Raw genomic sequence first — 14,368 nt, forward strand, 5'->3', positions numbered from 1 at the left:
GGAGCAAGCGCCTCCACCCCTGCACAGAGCACGCGGGGACCGGAAACGGTCACCTGGAATGCCAGGTTTTTTTCTCACGGACGTCACCAGCGCGTTCCGGTCGGGCCAGCGCCGGTTCCCGAGGAGCAGGCATACTGCAACACGTGACACACGCGTACCTCTCCGCCCCCGTCCCCGTGGCTCTGGCGCACCGGGGCGGATGGCTCACCGACGACCGGGGCGAGCACCTCACCGAACTGGAGAACACCGCGACGGCGTTCCAGAACGCGATCGACCTCGGGTACACGTACCTGGAGACCGACGTGCACGCCACCTCCGACGGCGTGCTCATGGCATTCCACGACACGACGCTGGACCGCACCACCGACCGGACCGGCGCGATCGGGGACCTGCCCCACCGCGAGGTGGCCCGGGCCCTGGTGGCCGGGCGCGAACCGGTGCCGCTCATGGAGGACCTGCTGGGGTCGTGGCCGCACGCGCGGTTCAACATCGATCTGAAGGCGGATTCGGCCGTGGGTCCGGTCGTGGAGGCACTGCGCCGCACCGGTGCCTGGGACCGGGTGTGCCTGGGCTCCTTCGACCAGACCCGGTTGGAGCGCGTGCGTGCCCTGGTGGGCCCGCGGGTCGCGACCTCCTGCGGCCCACTGGACGTGGTGCGTCTGCGGTTGGGGTCGCTGAACCGGCTGCTGTCACCGTTGGTGCCCGGGGGGCCGGCCTGTGCGCAGATCCCCCTGCGCCACGGCTCCTTCCCGGTACTCAGCCGCGACCTGATCCGCACCGCCCACCGTGTGGGCCTGCAGGTGCACGTGTGGACGGTCAACGACCCCGGGGTGATGGAGCGCCTGCTCGACGCGGGTGTGGACGGCATCGTCACCGACAACACCGTCGCGCTGCGCGAGCTGCTGGTGCGACGCGGCCAGTGGCCCCCCCCCCCCCNGTATGTCCACCGCTCCCCCACCCGACCGGTCCGGCAACACCCCGTCCCCGGACCCGGCGCAGCGACGGCGCGAACAGCGCGGCTGGTACGTCTACGACTGGGCCAACCAGGTCTTCATCACCTCGGTGGTGACGGTACTGATCGGGCCCTATCTGTCGGGGCTGGCCTGTGAGGCCGCCGGCGCGCCGGGCACCGATGCCTGCCTGGATCCGGCGGTGCGTATCCATCCCTTCGGGGTGGACTGGATCAGCCTGCACCCGAACGCGCTGCACCCGACACTGACCACGTGTGTGGTGTTGCTCCTGGTGGTGCTGTTGCCGATGGTGGGCGCGCTGGCCGACCACACCCGGTACAAGAAGCGGTGGCTGTTCTGGTTCGCCGCGGGCGGGTCGGTGGCGATCAGCTCGCTCTACCTGACCGAGGACTACCGCATCACGTCGCTGCTGTTCGTGCTCGGCAACATCTGTTACGGGCTCTCGATCGTCGTCTTCCACTCGTTCCTGCCGGAGATCGCCACGTCCGACGAACGCAACCGGGTTTCGGTGACCGGATGGGCGCTGGCCTACCTGGGCGGTGCGGTGCTGCTGACCTTCCACCTGGGGTTGGTGGCCTTCGCACCCGACCTCGGGATCGGCGACGGCCAGGCGGTGCGGATCGCGTTCGCGTCGGTGGGTGTGTGGTGGCTCGGTTTCTCGGTGTTGGGGATCCGTCCGTTGCGCAACCGGTACGGCAAGCTGGCGCTGCAACAGGGCCGTCCGAAGGTGGGCGCCTCGCTCAAGCAGCTCGGGCACACGCTGCGCGACATGCGCAACTATCCGAACACCCTGTTGTTCCTGTTGGCCTTCCTCTTCTTCAACGACGGGATCCAGGCGGCGATCTACTTCGCGGGCAACTTCGCCGTGCAGGATCTGGGGTTGTCGTTGACGGTGCTCAGCGCGACGATCCTCATGATCCAGTTCGTGGCCTTCGCCGGGGCCCTGGTGATGGGGCGCATCTCGCGGGTGGCGGGCACCAAGGCCACGGTGCTGGCGAGCCTGGCCGTGTGGTGTGTGCTCGTCACGTGCGGATACTTCCTGCCGCCGGGTGAGCCGTTGCTGTTCGTGCTGCTGGGGCTGGGTATCGGCACGGTGCTGGGCGGGACCCAGTCGTTGGCGCGGGCCCTGTACTCCCTGCTGATCCCGCGCGGGCGCGAGGCGGAGTACTTCAGCCTGTACCAGTTGGCGGACCGGGGTTCGACCCTGCTGGGTTCGGCCACGGTGGCGCTGGTGGTGAATCTGACCGGCGGTTACCGGACGGCGATCTTCTCGCTGCTGATCTTCTTCGTCATCGGCGGCATCCTGCTGTGGCGCGCCAACCTGCGGGCCGGCATCGAGGCTGTCGGCAACACGGTGCCCCGCCACCTGTGACGGAGGGGGCCGGCCGTGTCCCGTCCTGTCGTGGCACCCGGCGATACTGGGCGCGCAAGGAAACGACCGGTCGGGGAGGTTGTCGAGGGTGTTGGTACTGCACGGGGTGTGGGACGGCGATGCGCTCGCGCTCTGGGGTGAGGCCGAGCGTGCGGAGCCGGTGGCGCGGCGGCCCTCCCGTGCCGGGGCCCATCCCTTCGCGCTCCGGGCGCAGAGGCTGGTTCCGGTGCTGTCCGGTGCCGGGGTGCGCGGGCGTGTCGGCGAGCTCGTCCTGACTCTGCCGGGGGACACCACGGGGCCGGTGCACTCGTCCCTGGCCGGGCAGGACACCGGCCCGGCCGGCGCCCACCCCTGGACGGTGCCGGCCGTGCGCCTGCCCCCGAGCGAGGCGGTGCGGTTCCTGTCCGCCCCGGTACCGCAGGGTGTCGCTCGCGGCCCGGCTCTGGAGCATCTGGGGGCGGTGCTGGACTTCGCCGAACACCTGGTGGGGACCGGGTGTGTGCTGCCCGACCTCGTGGGCCGCCCGGCCCGTGCACGGTGGCGCCCGGCCCCGGTCGAGCAGGCCGAACGCCATTTGTCGGCGCTGACGGCCGCCCTGCCCCCGGCGGGCCGTGCCCACCTGCGGGACGCCGACGCCGACACGGTGGCCCGCCGGTGTGTGCTCGCGCCGGTGGAACTGCTCACCGATGCCGTGGCCCGCGAGCGCGCCGACGCGCCGGTGCACCCCGGCCCCGAGCGGGCCGTCTCTCCGGAGGGCGCGCTCACACATGCTCTGACCGGCGATGACGCACGTGTGGAACCCGAGTCCGCCGAACGTCTGCGTACGCCTCTGCGGCGGTGGCGCTCGAGGGTCCGGGGCGCGGGCCGGGCCGAGCTGCTGTTCCTGCTGCGTGAGCCCGAGGGCGAGGGCCCACAGTTGTGGTCGGTGGAGTTCTGGGTGCGCTCGGCCGCCGATCCCGGGTTGCGGCTGCCGCTGGCGCAGGGGTGGTCGGGCGAGGGCACGGCCTGGCTGCCCGAGGACGTGGGGACCACTGCCTCGGCCGACCTGCGCGTGGCCGCCCGGCACTATCCGGCGCTGCGGCGGGTGGCCGGGCAGGCGGCGCCCACGCACCTGAGCCTGCGCACCGACGGCGCCGAGGAATTCGTGTCCCGGTATGCGCCGCGGTTGAGCGCGGCCGGCCTTGCGGTGGTACTGCCCGAGTGGGCGGGCCGCCCGGCGCTGGGGCTGCGGATGACGGTCTCCGACGACCAGGGCCGGCCCCGCAAGGGCGGGGTGGGCCCCACCGACCTGGTCGATGTCTCCTTCGAGGCGCTGTTGGGCGCCGACGGTGAAGGCGGGCCCCTGGACCGGGCGGAGCTGGAGGAACTGGCCGAGCTGGCGCGGCTCAAACGGTCGTTGGTGCGGGTGCGCGGCCGGTGGTCGGAGATGGACCCCGCTCAGGTGGAGGGGGCCCTGGCGGCGATGCGCCGGCAGGGCCGGATGCGCCGTGAACAGGCGTTGCGGATGGCCGTGGGGGTGGAACGGGCCCCGCTCCCGGTGGCCGACGTGGTCGCCGACGGTCCGTTGGGGCAGTTGTTGGACGGCGGGGCCCGGGCCGAGCTGCGGCCGATGGGTGCCCCGCCGGGGTTCTCGGGGAAACTGCGTCCCTACCAGGACCGCGGTGCGTCCTGGTTGCGGTTCATGGGCGAGCTGGGGCTGGGTGCGGTTCTGGCCGACGACATGGGCCTGGGCAAGACGGTGCAGTTGTTGGCGCTGTTGACCGACGAACGCGCCGAGGGCGCCGCGGCGGGGCCGACGCTGTTGGTGTGTCCGGTGTCGTTGGTGGGCAACTGGCGGCGAGAGGCCGAACGGTTCGCCCCCGGCCTGCGGGTGCACGTCCAGCACGGGCCCGACCGTCCCTCGGGCAACGCGTTGGCGCGTCTGGTGGGAGCCTGCGATCTGGTCGTGACGACCTACGGGGTCGTGGCGCGGGACGGTGAGGAGCTGGCAGCGTTGCCCTGGCACCGGGTGGTGTGCGACGAGGCCCAGGCGTTGAAGAACCACGACACCCGGCAGGCGCGGGCAGTGCGGTCGTTGCCGGCCGCGACCCGGATCGCGCTGACGGGCACACCGGTGGAGAACAACCTGGGTGAGTTGTGGTCGGTGATGGATTTCGCCAACCCGGGGCTGTTGGGCGGCGCGGCCGACTTCCGGCGGGCGGTGGGCGAGCGGGCCGAGGCCGAACAGGGCGCGGGTGAGCACACCGACCTGGTGCGGCGCCTGACCGGACCGTTCGTGCTGCGGCGGCTCAAGACCGACCGGTCCATCATCTCGGACCTGCCCGAGAAACACCTGGTGCGCACCTGGTGCACCCTCACGCCCGAGCAGGCCTCGCTGTACAAAGCGGTGGTGGAGGAGATGGTGCGGCGTCTGGACGAGGCGGACGAGCGTGAACGCAAGGGGTTGGTCCTGACGACGATGGCGCGGTTGAAGGCGGTCTGCAATCACCCGGCGCAGTTCCTGGGTGACGGGTCGGCGCTGGCGGGCCGGTCGGGCAAGGTGGACCGGCTGGAGGCGGTACTGGGCGAGGTGGCGGCCCAGGGCGACAAGGCGTTGTGTTTCACCCAGTACGCGCGTTTCGGTGAGCGCCTGGCCCCGTATCTGCGGTCGCGTTTGGGTGTGCCGGTGCTGTGGCTGCACGGTGGGACCCCGCGTGCGGAGCGGGAGGCGATGGTGGAGCGTTTCCAGAACACCGGGGGTCCGGCGGTCTTCGTGCTCTCCCTCAAGGCGGCCGGGACGGGGCTGAATCTGACCGCGGCCAACCACGTGGTGCACGTGGACCGCTGGTGGAACCCGGCCGTGGAGAACCAGGCCACCGATCGGGCCTTCCGTATCGGCCAGCGCCGCGACGTGCAGGTGCGCACGATGGTGTGCGTGGGCACGCTCGAGGAGCGGGTGGAGGAGATGATGGCGCGCAAGAGTGCGCTGGCCGAGGGTGTGGTCGCCACGGGTGAGGAACGGCTGGCGCAGTTGTCGGTGTCGGAACTGCGTGAGGTGGTGCGTCTGGCACCGGAGGCGGTGGCCGGTTGAGTACGTGGGCGCGGTTGGTGGCCGAGGCGCTGCCCGTCCCGGAGCGTGCGCCGGGCCCGGTGGAGCGGTGGTCGGTGCGCCCCGGTGAGGTGGGGGCGCAGGTGGCCGGGCACGAGGTGAGCCTGATCCGTCCGGTGGCCGAGGAGAAGGATTGGGATCGGGTGTGTGCGGCCCTGGCCTCCCAACCGGTCTTTCGGGGCCCGTCCTTGGACGGGCGGCTGCCGGTGGAATCGGAGCGGGTGTTCGCGGTGGTGGGTCTGCCGCTGGTGCCCCCGGGGTGGGACCCGTTGGCGGCCTCGTGCACATGCGCGCAATGGAGTTCGGTGTGCGGGCACCTGGGTGCGCTCGTGGCCGAGCTGGGGGCGCGGGCCGAGGCGGACCCGTTCGTGCTGGTGCGGTGGGCCGGTGGTGACAAGGCCGCTTTTACGGCGCGGGTGTCCGCGGCGGCTGCGCAGCAGAACGGCGGGGGCTCCCCTGAGGCAGCGCAGGAGGAGGCAGCGCAGGAGGACGTCGCGGACCCGGCGTCGGCGGCGGTGTTCTGGTCGGCGCCGGAGCTGCCTGCCCTGCCGCAGGGCCTGGCGGAGGCGGGCGTGCGGGTACAGGCCGCCGCTCCGGGCCCGCTCCTGGACGAACTTCCCGTGTTCGACCGCCGCACGTGAGCACGCGGCGAAAGAAGGCCCTTCCGCCGAATTTCTCGCCGAAAACCCGTTCCTGTCAGCGGTGTGCGTTCTACGATGCGCCTTACGGCGGTGTCCCCGCGTGCCTTTCGGGGGCGCCCCTCACGCGTTCCGACGCCCACCGAGAAGGAGGCAGAGGCCGAAGACCCGCTTCCGGGTCGAGGCGGCCTCACAACGCCATGAACGAACGTTTTCCCCCCGGTGTCGACATGCGCACGCCCAGCGTCGCACGGATGTACGACTATTTTCTCGGGGGCAAGGACAATTTCGCCGTGGACCGGGAATCGGCCGGTGTCCTACTGGAACGCATCCCCGAAATAATCACGTTGTCCCTGGGCAACCGCGCCTTCCTGACCCGGGCGGTCGACCACGTGGCCCAGCAGGGCGTGGTGCAGTACCTGGACCTGGGCGCGGGGCTGCCCACGGTCGAGAACACCCACAACGTGGCCCAGCGGGCCGGCCGTGACGTGCGTGTGGTCTACGTCGACAACGACCCGGTGGTGCTGGTGCACGGCCGAGCGCTGCTGACCGACCGGGTCGGGACCGCGTTCGTGCTCAGCGACATCCGCGACGTCGACGGGATCCTGGCCTCTGCCGAGGTGCGTGCGCTCATCGACCTGGACCTTCCGGTGTGTCTGATGCTGGTGTCGATCCTGCACTGCCTGCCCGACTCCGACCGCCCCTTCGACGTGGTGCGCGAGACGTTGGAGCGCCTGCCCTCGGGGTCGTACCTGATCTACTCCCACCTCGTCTCCGACGACAGCGGTACCGCCACGTGGTTGACCGAGCAGATGCAAGGTTTCGGAACCCCGTGGGGCCGGGTGCGCTCCCCCCGTGAGGCGGCGGCGGCCTTCGACGGCCTGGTGCCGGTCAGTGCGTGGCCGGACGGGCGCGAGGAGGGCCCGCGGGTGGTCGACTGCGCGAGCTGGCGCCACCCGGACCGGTCCCCGGTCGAACGGCCGACCGATGAGAAGACCACGCTGTGGGAGCTGTCGGGGGTGGCGGTCAAACCTTGAGGGTGCGGTGTGCCCCCGCGCGGCGGGGGCACACCGCGGCACGGATCAGTCCTGTGAGCCGGGTTCCCCGTACTCAGGGGCCATGTGCCGGCTCAGGAGGGTGTTCACACGCGTGGCCTGTTCCCAGGACAGCAGGTGTGCGGCGTGGTCGAGCACCACCAGCTGGGCGTGGGGCACCCGTTGGGCGATGAGCTCGGCGTTGTCCTGCACGGGGGTGGCTGCGTCCTGGGCGCCGCCGATGACCAGGGTGGGGGCTCCCACGCGGGGCAGGTCCTCGCGTATGTCCCACCGGGAAACGGCCTCGCAGCAAGCGGCATACCCCTCGGCGGGGGTACCGGCGATGCCGTCGCGCAGCTCGCCGACCTCGTCCGGGTGGGCGCGGGCGTAGTCCTCGGTGAACCACCGTCCCACGACGGCATCGGCCAGGGCTCCGGGCCCCTTCTCTCGGGCCAGGGCGGCGCGGTCCGTCCAGTTCCGGGGCGCACCGGGGTAGGGCGAGGTGGCCAGCAGCGCGAGGCGGTCGATGCGGTCGGGGGCGTTGACGGCCATCCACTGGCCGATCATGCCGCCCAGGGAGATCCCGGCGTAGTGGGCACGGCCGATGCCGAGGTGCTCCATCAGGGCCAGGACGTCCTCGCCCAGGTCGGCCATGCTGTAGGGGCCGTCGGGCACGGGTGAGCTGCCGTGGCCGCGCAAGTCGAAGCGCACGAGCCGGAAGCGCGTGGACAGGGCCTCCGCCTGCGGTTGCCACATCTGCGCGGTCGATCCCAGGGAGCCGCCCAGCAGCAGGGGCGGGGCGTCCTCGGGACCGCTCACGGTGTGGTGGAGGTCGACGCTCAACGTGTCCGTACTCCATTCGGGTCGGGTGGCTCTCGCCCCGGTCCTACCCGCGGTGCGGTTCCGTGACGCCGGCGCAGGGTCCCGTGGCCGGGATCGCCTGTGCCGCAGGGCTTGGAGGAAACCCTGGCGTCCCACGGGTCCCGTGCGGCATGAGAACATCGGTTTCAGCACACCCGACACCAGGAAGGCTCGGCCATGTCCGAAGACCAGGCCCGCGGCGGGCACTTCGTTCAGTCGCTGGAGCGCGGGCTCGCCGTGATCCGCGCCTTCTCGGCCGAACAACCGACGATGACCCTGAGCGAGGTCGCCCGCGGGACCGGCCTGACCCGGGCGGCGGCGCGACGGTTCCTGCTCACTCTCACCGACCTGGGATACGTACGCACCGACGGACGCCTGTTCTCGTTGACTCCGCGCGTGCTCGACCTGGGGTATGCCTACGTGGCCTCGGCGGGGTTGCCGGAGGTGTCCCAGCCGCATCTGCAGGACCTGTCGGCGCGGGTGCGTGAGTCGGCGTCGGCGTCGGTACTGGACGGCGACGAGGTGCTGTACGTGGCCCGGTCGGCGGCCTCGCGCATCATGACCGTGTCGGTGACGGTGGGGACCCGGTTCCCGGCCTCGGCCACGTCCATGGGGCGGGTGTTGTTGGCCGGGCGCGGCGAGCAGGAGCGGGCCGCCTACCTGGAGCGGGTGGAGCTGCCCGCGTTGACGCGCTTCACCATCACCGACCCCGCGCAGCTGCGCGCCGAGCTGGAACGGGTGGCCGGGCAGGGGTACGCGTTGGTCGACCAGGAGCTGGAGGAGGGCCTGCGGTCGTTGGCGATGCCGGTCCGCGACGGCTCCGGCGAGGTGGTGGCCGCGGTCAACATCTCCGCGCACGCCAACCGCACCTCGATCGACGAGGTGCTGGAGGAGCTGCTGCCGGCACTGCGCACGGCCGCCGAGCGCATCGAGACCGACCTGCGGGCGGTCGAGCGGCGTTGATCCGTGAGGACGCCCGCTTCCGCGTCCCGCGGCGTCTTGCGGCCCCCGGTCCGCCCTGAGATCCTTCCCCGAAGCCGCAGACCAGCAAGACGTCAGGAGTACCGTGACCGACGTACACGCCACACCGCACGTCGCCGAGCAGTCGGGGGTCTTCCGCATCGGCGGGGACCTTCCGGTCCACCGGTTGGGTTTCGGGGCGATGCGTCTCGTGGGCGAGGGGGTGTGGGGCCCGCCCCGGGACCGCGACGAGGCTCTGGCCGTGCTGCGCCGGACGGTGGAGCTGGGTATCACCTTCATCGACACCGCCGACTCCTACGGGCCGCAGATCGGTGAGCGGTTGATCCGCGAGGCGCTCTACCCCTATCCGGACAACCTGGTCATCGGGACCAAGGCCGGGCTGGCGCGCACCGGTCCCTCGCAGTGGCACAAGCTGGGCCGTCCCGCCTACCTCAAGCAGCAGGCCGAGCTGAGCCTGCGCAATCTGGGCGCGGAGCGCATCGACCTGTTCCAGCTGCACCGCATCGACCCCGAAGTGCCCCTGGCCGACCAGCTGGGCGCGCTCGTGGAGCTGCGGGAACAGGGCAAGATCAACCACATCGGGTTGAGCGAGGTGACGGTGGAGGAGCTCAGCGCCGCCCGCGCCATCACCCCGATCGCCTCGGTGCAGAACCAGTACGCGCCCTCCTTCCGCCGGTCCGAGGACGTTCTGGAGCAGTGCGAGAAGGACGGGACGGCGTTCATGCCGTGGGCTCCGGTGGCGCGCGGGGAGATGGCGGGCACGGACTCACCGCTGGCCGCGATCGCCGGGGAGCACGGGCTCACGCCTGCGCAATTGGCCCTGTCGTGGCTGTTGTACCGCTCCCCCGTGATGGTGCCGATCCCGGGGACTTCCCGGGTGGCGCACCTGGAGGAGAACACGGCCGCGGCCTCGGTGCGCCTGTCGGGGTCCGAGGTGGAGCGCATCAGCCAGTTCCTGGGTTCTTGAAGGGTTCCGGCACGGGTCGGGGGCCGGGCGGCGCGGCCGCCCGGCCCCCGGCGCGGACGTTCGGTGGGCGCGTCACCCGGGGCGCAGCCGAAAGACCTGCAGGGTCATGTCGTAGTACTTCTCGGTCTCGCCGACCCATTCCATGCCCAGTCGGCGGGCCACGGCGATGGCGCGTTCGTTGTCGGGCCGGGCGACCGCGAAGATCTCCTCGATGCCCTGTTTGAAGGCCCATTCGGTGATCGCGCGGCTGGCCTCGGTGGCGTAGCCCTGTCCCCAGACGTCGGGGCGCAGGGCCCAGGTGAGTTCGAAATCCTCCTCGAAGGGCGGAAGGAGCTTCACCGAGAGCCCTCCCACCAGTTGTCCGTCCTCCCGGCGGGCGATGGCCCAGCGTCCGGCGGGCGGCATCAGGTTGGGTCCCGACTCGATCCAGGCGTGCAGGACCGAACGCATGGCGTCGGTGTCGTTCACCGGTCGCCATTCCGGTGTCAGCCAGTGCGCGACCTCGTCGGCCCCGTAGACCTGCAGGGCCTCCTCGGCGTCGTCCAGCTCCCATTCCCGGATGAGGAGTCGGTCAGTAGACAACTCAAGGCTCATAGCACAACGGTAACCCGGTACCAAGCACCGCAACAGGGGGGGCGGGCGATCGCTCTCACACGGCGGCGGGCACGGCCGCGCGGACGTCGGTGACGATGCGGTTCACGACCTCGCGTGTGCGCCCGACGAAGTAGAAGTGGTCCCCGGGCAGGGTGTGGTGCACGAGCGGCCCGTCGGTGTGGTCACGCCAGGCCGCCATGCGGGAGGGCGGCATACCCGGGTCGTCGGCGCCGCCCAGCACCGACAGGGGCAGGCGCAGGGGCAGCCGGGCCGGGTCGGGGCGCCAGGTGTCGACCAGGTTCAGGTCGGCGCGTACGACGGGGGCGATCTGGGCCCACTGATCGGGGTCGGCGAGGGCGGAACGGGGGGTGCCTCCCATCCCGGCGACGATCTCACGCAGTTCGGCGTCGGTGCGCAGGTGCCGGGGCGCGTCGCGTTCGGGCCCGTGGGCAGGGCTCCAGGCCGAGACACCGAGCCAGGCGGGGGCGGGTTCGGTCGGGTCGGCGAGCAGGTGGTGGGCGATCTCGTGTGCGACGAGGGCGCCCATGCTGTGACCGAAGAGGCCGTAGGGGCGGTCGCGCAGGCCGGCGGTGGCCTCGGCCAGGTAGCGGGCCAGGGCGCGGGCGTCGCGGAAGGGTTCGAGGTGGGCTGCGGTGTCGCGTCCGGGCGCTTGGACCAGGCAGATCTCCCAGTCGTCGGGAAAGTGCCGTACCCAGGACCGGTAGGCCTGTGCCGTTCCACCCGCGTGGTGCAGGACGAAGAGCCGGAACCGGCAGTCGGGAACGGTCTTGAGCCTGGTCATGGCCCCCTGGTGCACTGGTCTCCTCCGTCGCCGGGACGCGGCCTGGGCCGCCACAACACGGCGAACTTACCAGCCAGTAATAAAAGCGGGGACGCCGAAAGGTTCGCCAGGCGCCCCTTCGGGCCGCTCCGCGGTCCGGCTCAGCCGCGGCGCAGCAGGGTGCGTGTGCCCTGCACACCCGCGTACAGCAGGGGCATGGCCACCAGTGTCAGGGCAGCGGCGCCGCGTTCGGCCCAGCCACGCCCGGGCGCGAATGTGTCCGGTACCACGAACGCTCCGAAGGGCCCCTCGCGCAGGGCCGCGCCCCCGGTCACGAGCGTGTACAGCAGCGCCGCGCTCCATACCAGGGCGACCAGGGCCAGGAGCGCGCACGCACCGGCGGCCACCGACGCCGCCCCGGAGCGGAAGGAAGGCGGCCGGACGGCTGGCGCACGTACGTCGCGGGCGATCATCAGGGCCGCGCACACCACCAACAGCCCGAACACGATCCGGGCCAGGGCGCCGACCGTGGCTTCCTGGACGGCCGGGGGCGCGTCGGTACCGAAGAGCGCGGCGGCCAGATCGGCGGCTCCGCCGGAGGGGGCCGGGGACAGGGCCACGGAGGCCGGGGCAGGCACGGAGAACCAGGCGAGGGCGATCAGCAACGCCCCGGCCAGGGCCGCGAAGGGGGGCCAGGGCCCGCGCGGGAGCAGGCAGAGCAGGAGTGCGTGGCCCAGCACGACCGCGTACCAGGGGTACAGGAGCGGGGCCGGTTCGGTGAGCACGATGGCGCCGAGCGCCCCCGGACCAGGGTCGGCGACACCCCGCAGGAGCGGGCCCAGGCCACTGACCAGGACGAGCCCGGCGGCCAGCCCCAGGGCCACGGCCGTGCGGCCCAACAGGAACCGTGCCCACGCCCGGATCAGAGCGCCCCGGGGGCGGGAGGGTCCGCGGCGCGGTGGGGCCGCGGGGACGCGGGGGTCGTGCTCGGTGCTCAATCAGGGCCTTTCTCGTACAGGCGCCCCGTCGCCCGTACAGGGCCCCGCTGTCAGGGAGCCCTCCCTCGGCAGGACGGACGTGGGGCCGGGGCGCACGGCGACCACCCGGTACCTGCCCGACAGGGATGGACATGAGCACATGTGTCCGGAAGCGGCCACCGACGGGTGCGGCCCCTGGGCGACGGCATGGTGTTCACGGAGGTCGGCGGCCGGGTTTTCACCGGCTCGGCTCGGGGCACCGCCGGGGATGTGTGGCGCGGTGGAACGAGGAACCATGAACAGGCAGAGGGGAGCCCGGTGTGTGAACCCCCGCTGCGGTGGATCGCCACCGGCGCTGTGGCCCAGATCGGCCTTCTCGCGGCCCTGGCCGCGGGTGTGGGCCTGAGCGCGGCCGCGTGGACGGCCGGGGCGCTGTACACGGTCGCGGCCGCAACGCTGCTGGGCCGGGCGGCGCGGGGCCGGATCCCTGGACCGGCCGACGCGGTGACCTCGGTGCGGGTGGTACTGCTGGGCGGGGTGATGGCCCTGACCGCCCAGGCCGGCCCGCCCTGGCCCCTGGTGGTGCTGGCCACAGCCGCACTGGCCCTGGACCTGGTGGACGGGGCCGTGGCCCGCCGCACCGGTACCGCCTCGGACCACGGCGCCCGCTACGACATGGAGGTCGACGCGTTCGCCCTCGTGGTGTTGGGCGCGCACGTGGCCGCGGACCTGGGGCCGTGGGTACTGCTGGTGGGCGCGGCCCGGTACGTGTTCTGGGCGGCCTCGGTGCCCTGGCCCTGGCTGAAGGCCCCCCTGCCCGACCGCCTCTCCCGCAAGGCGGTGGCCGCGCTCCAGGGGGTGGCTCTGGTGGTCGCGGCCGCACCGGTGGTGCCCGTGTGGGCCTCGGCGGCCGTGGTGGGTTGTGCCCTGGCCGCGCTCGTGTGGTCCTTCGGGCGGGACGCGCGGTGGCTGTGGCTTCGGCGCCCTCCCGCCGAACCGGGACCGGCCGCCACGGTTTTTCCCCGCCTGAGAAGGTGAGCACGGCGGCGTGCCGTCCCCCGGGACCGCCGCGCCGCACCCGACCCGCGACCGCGAGGAAAGGAGCGACCGTGGGACGCACCGCCCGCGCGTTCTGGGTGAGCGCCCCCGGCAGGGGCGAGATCCGGGACGTGGATCTGCCCGCACCGGAGGCGGGCCAGGCCCTGGTCAGATCCCGCTACTCGGGGATCAGCCGGGGCACCGAGACCCTCGTCTTCGACGGGGGCGTGCCCGCGAACCAGCACGGGGTCATGCGGGCCCCCTTCCAGGAGGGGGACTTCCCCGGCCCCCTCAAGTACGGCTACCTCAATGTCGGCGAGGTCGAGCAGGGCCCGGCCGGCCTCCTCGGGCGCACCGTCTTCACCCTCTACCCCCATCAGGACCGTTTCGTGGTCCCCGTCGAGGCGCTGTCCCTGGTCCCCGACGGCATTCCTGCCGAGCGCGCGGTGCTGGCCGGGACCGTGGAGACGGCCGTCAACGCGCTCTGGGACGCCTCTCCCAAGGTCGGCGACCGGGTGGCGGTGGTGGGCGCGGGCATGGTGGGCTGCTGTGTGGCCCGGCTCGTCTCCCGTGTTCCCGGGACCCGGGTGCAGTTGGTGGACGTGGTGCCCGAGCGCGCCGAGACCGCCGATGCCCTCGGGGTGGGATTCGCTTCCCCCACCGACGCCGACGCCGACTGCGACCTGGTCTTCCACACCAGCGCCACCGAGTCCGGACTGACCCGGTCGCTGGACCTGCTCGCTCCGGAGGGTGAGGTCGTGGAACTGAGTTGGTACGGGGACCGCCAGGTGATCGTGCCGTTGGGTGAGGACTTCCACTCCCAGCGCCTGGCCGTGCGTGCCAGCCAGGTCGGGATGATCTCCCCGGCCCGCCGCTCGCGCTACGACCATTCCGAACGCCTGGCGTTGGCGTTGCGTCTGCTCGCCGACCCGGCCTTCGACGCACTGTTGACCGGGCAGAGCCGGTTCGAGGACCTGCCGCAGGTCCTGCCGCGCCTGGCCGACGGGAGCCTTCCGGCACTGTGCCATCGGGTGGCCTACGGGTGAGGCCCGCCCCGCACGGAGTG

The 14,368-nt window shown here is 72.3% G+C and carries 12 protein-coding genes and 1 pseudogene; 9 read left to right on the plus strand and 4 right to left on the minus strand.

Translation table 11 applies throughout. The annotated features are described in order from the left end of the window. Nucleotides 1-143: 143 nt before the first annotated feature. From D473_RS24160 to D473_RS0104110, 5 genes and pseudogenes are all read left to right on the plus strand, one after another. Nucleotides 144-926: pseudogene (locus D473_RS24160) on the plus strand (glycerophosphodiester phosphodiesterase family protein); the annotation flags it as partial. Between the two features lie 13 nt (nucleotides 927-939). Next, nucleotides 940-2,343, plus strand: coding sequence for an MFS transporter (locus tag D473_RS0104095; protein ID WP_026126587.1), 1,404 nt, complete (start codon nucleotides 940-942; stop codon nucleotides 2,341-2,343). Between the two features lie 88 nt (nucleotides 2,344-2,431). Continuing rightward, complete coding sequence (locus D473_RS0104100) at nucleotides 2,432-5,413, plus strand: DEAD/DEAH box helicase (RefSeq protein ID WP_017607820.1); 2,982 nt, start codon at nucleotides 2,432-2,434, stop codon at nucleotides 5,411-5,413. Continuing rightward, complete coding sequence (locus D473_RS0104105; protein ID WP_026126588.1) at nucleotides 5,410-6,072, plus strand: hypothetical protein; 663 nt, start codon at nucleotides 5,410-5,412, stop codon at nucleotides 6,070-6,072. The genes D473_RS0104100 and D473_RS0104105 overlap by 4 nt, the downstream gene beginning before the upstream one ends. A 197-nt stretch (nucleotides 6,073-6,269) precedes the next feature. Continuing rightward, the gene (locus D473_RS0104110; protein WP_017607822.1) at nucleotides 6,270-7,106 is read left to right on the plus strand and encodes an SAM-dependent methyltransferase; all 837 of its coding nucleotides are present in this window, start codon (nucleotides 6,270-6,272) and stop codon (nucleotides 7,104-7,106) included. Nucleotides 7,107-7,151: 45 nt separating this feature from the next. Here the strand turns inward: D473_RS0104110 and pcaD are convergent, their stop codons facing one another. Then, on the minus strand, nucleotides 7,152-7,946 hold the full coding sequence (gene pcaD / locus D473_RS0104115; protein ID WP_017607823.1) for a 3-oxoadipate enol-lactonase: 795 nt from the start codon (nucleotides 7,944-7,946) through the stop codon (nucleotides 7,152-7,154). 195 nt (nucleotides 7,947-8,141) lie between these two features. Between pcaD and D473_RS0104120 the strand changes: the two genes are divergently transcribed. Beyond that, a complete protein-coding gene (locus D473_RS0104120; protein WP_017607824.1) occupies nucleotides 8,142-8,927 on the plus strand; it encodes an IclR family transcriptional regulator domain-containing protein in 786 nt (261 codons plus the stop codon). A 103-nt stretch (nucleotides 8,928-9,030) separates the two neighbouring features. Continuing rightward, nucleotides 9,031-9,912 carry an aldo/keto reductase gene (locus tag D473_RS0104125; RefSeq protein WP_017607825.1) on the plus strand — a complete coding sequence of 294 codons (882 nt, stop codon included), beginning with the start codon at nucleotides 9,031-9,033 and terminating at the stop codon, nucleotides 9,910-9,912. A 72-nt stretch (nucleotides 9,913-9,984) separates the two neighbouring features. On the opposite strand, the gene D473_RS0104130 is transcribed toward D473_RS0104125, so the two are convergent. From D473_RS0104130 to D473_RS0104140, 3 genes are all read right to left on the minus strand, one after another. Next, a complete protein-coding gene (locus tag D473_RS0104130) occupies nucleotides 9,985-10,506 on the minus strand; it encodes a GNAT family N-acetyltransferase (RefSeq protein ID WP_026126589.1) in 522 nt (173 codons plus the stop codon). Between the two features lie 55 nt (nucleotides 10,507-10,561). Further along, the gene (locus D473_RS0104135) at nucleotides 10,562-11,323 is read right to left on the minus strand and encodes a thioesterase II family protein (protein ID WP_017607827.1); all 762 of its coding nucleotides are present in this window, start codon (nucleotides 11,321-11,323) and stop codon (nucleotides 10,562-10,564) included. A 125-nt stretch (nucleotides 11,324-11,448) separates the two neighbouring features. Next, nucleotides 11,449-12,285, minus strand: a complete 837-nt coding sequence (locus D473_RS0104140; RefSeq protein ID WP_017607828.1) for a hypothetical protein — start codon at nucleotides 12,283-12,285, stop codon at nucleotides 11,449-11,451. Nucleotides 12,286-12,582: 297 nt separating this feature from the next. On the opposite strand from D473_RS0104140, the gene D473_RS0104145 reads away from it, so the two are divergent. Both D473_RS0104145 and D473_RS0104150 read left to right on the plus strand, forming a co-directional pair. After that, nucleotides 12,583-13,302 carry a CDP-alcohol phosphatidyltransferase family protein gene (locus D473_RS0104145; protein ID WP_051042955.1) on the plus strand — a complete coding sequence of 240 codons (720 nt, stop codon included), beginning with the start codon at nucleotides 12,583-12,585 and terminating at the stop codon, nucleotides 13,300-13,302. A gap of 71 nt (nucleotides 13,303-13,373) precedes the next feature. Next, nucleotides 13,374-14,348, plus strand: a complete 975-nt coding sequence (locus D473_RS0104150; protein WP_017607830.1) for a zinc-dependent alcohol dehydrogenase — start codon at nucleotides 13,374-13,376, stop codon at nucleotides 14,346-14,348. Nucleotides 14,349-14,368: the final 20 nt, after the last annotated feature.

Origin of the sequence: Nocardiopsis xinjiangensis YIM 90004 (assembly GCF_000341145.1) — a bacterium.
Classification (GTDB): Bacteria; Actinomycetota; Actinomycetes; order Streptosporangiales; family Streptosporangiaceae; genus Nocardiopsis; species Nocardiopsis xinjiangensis.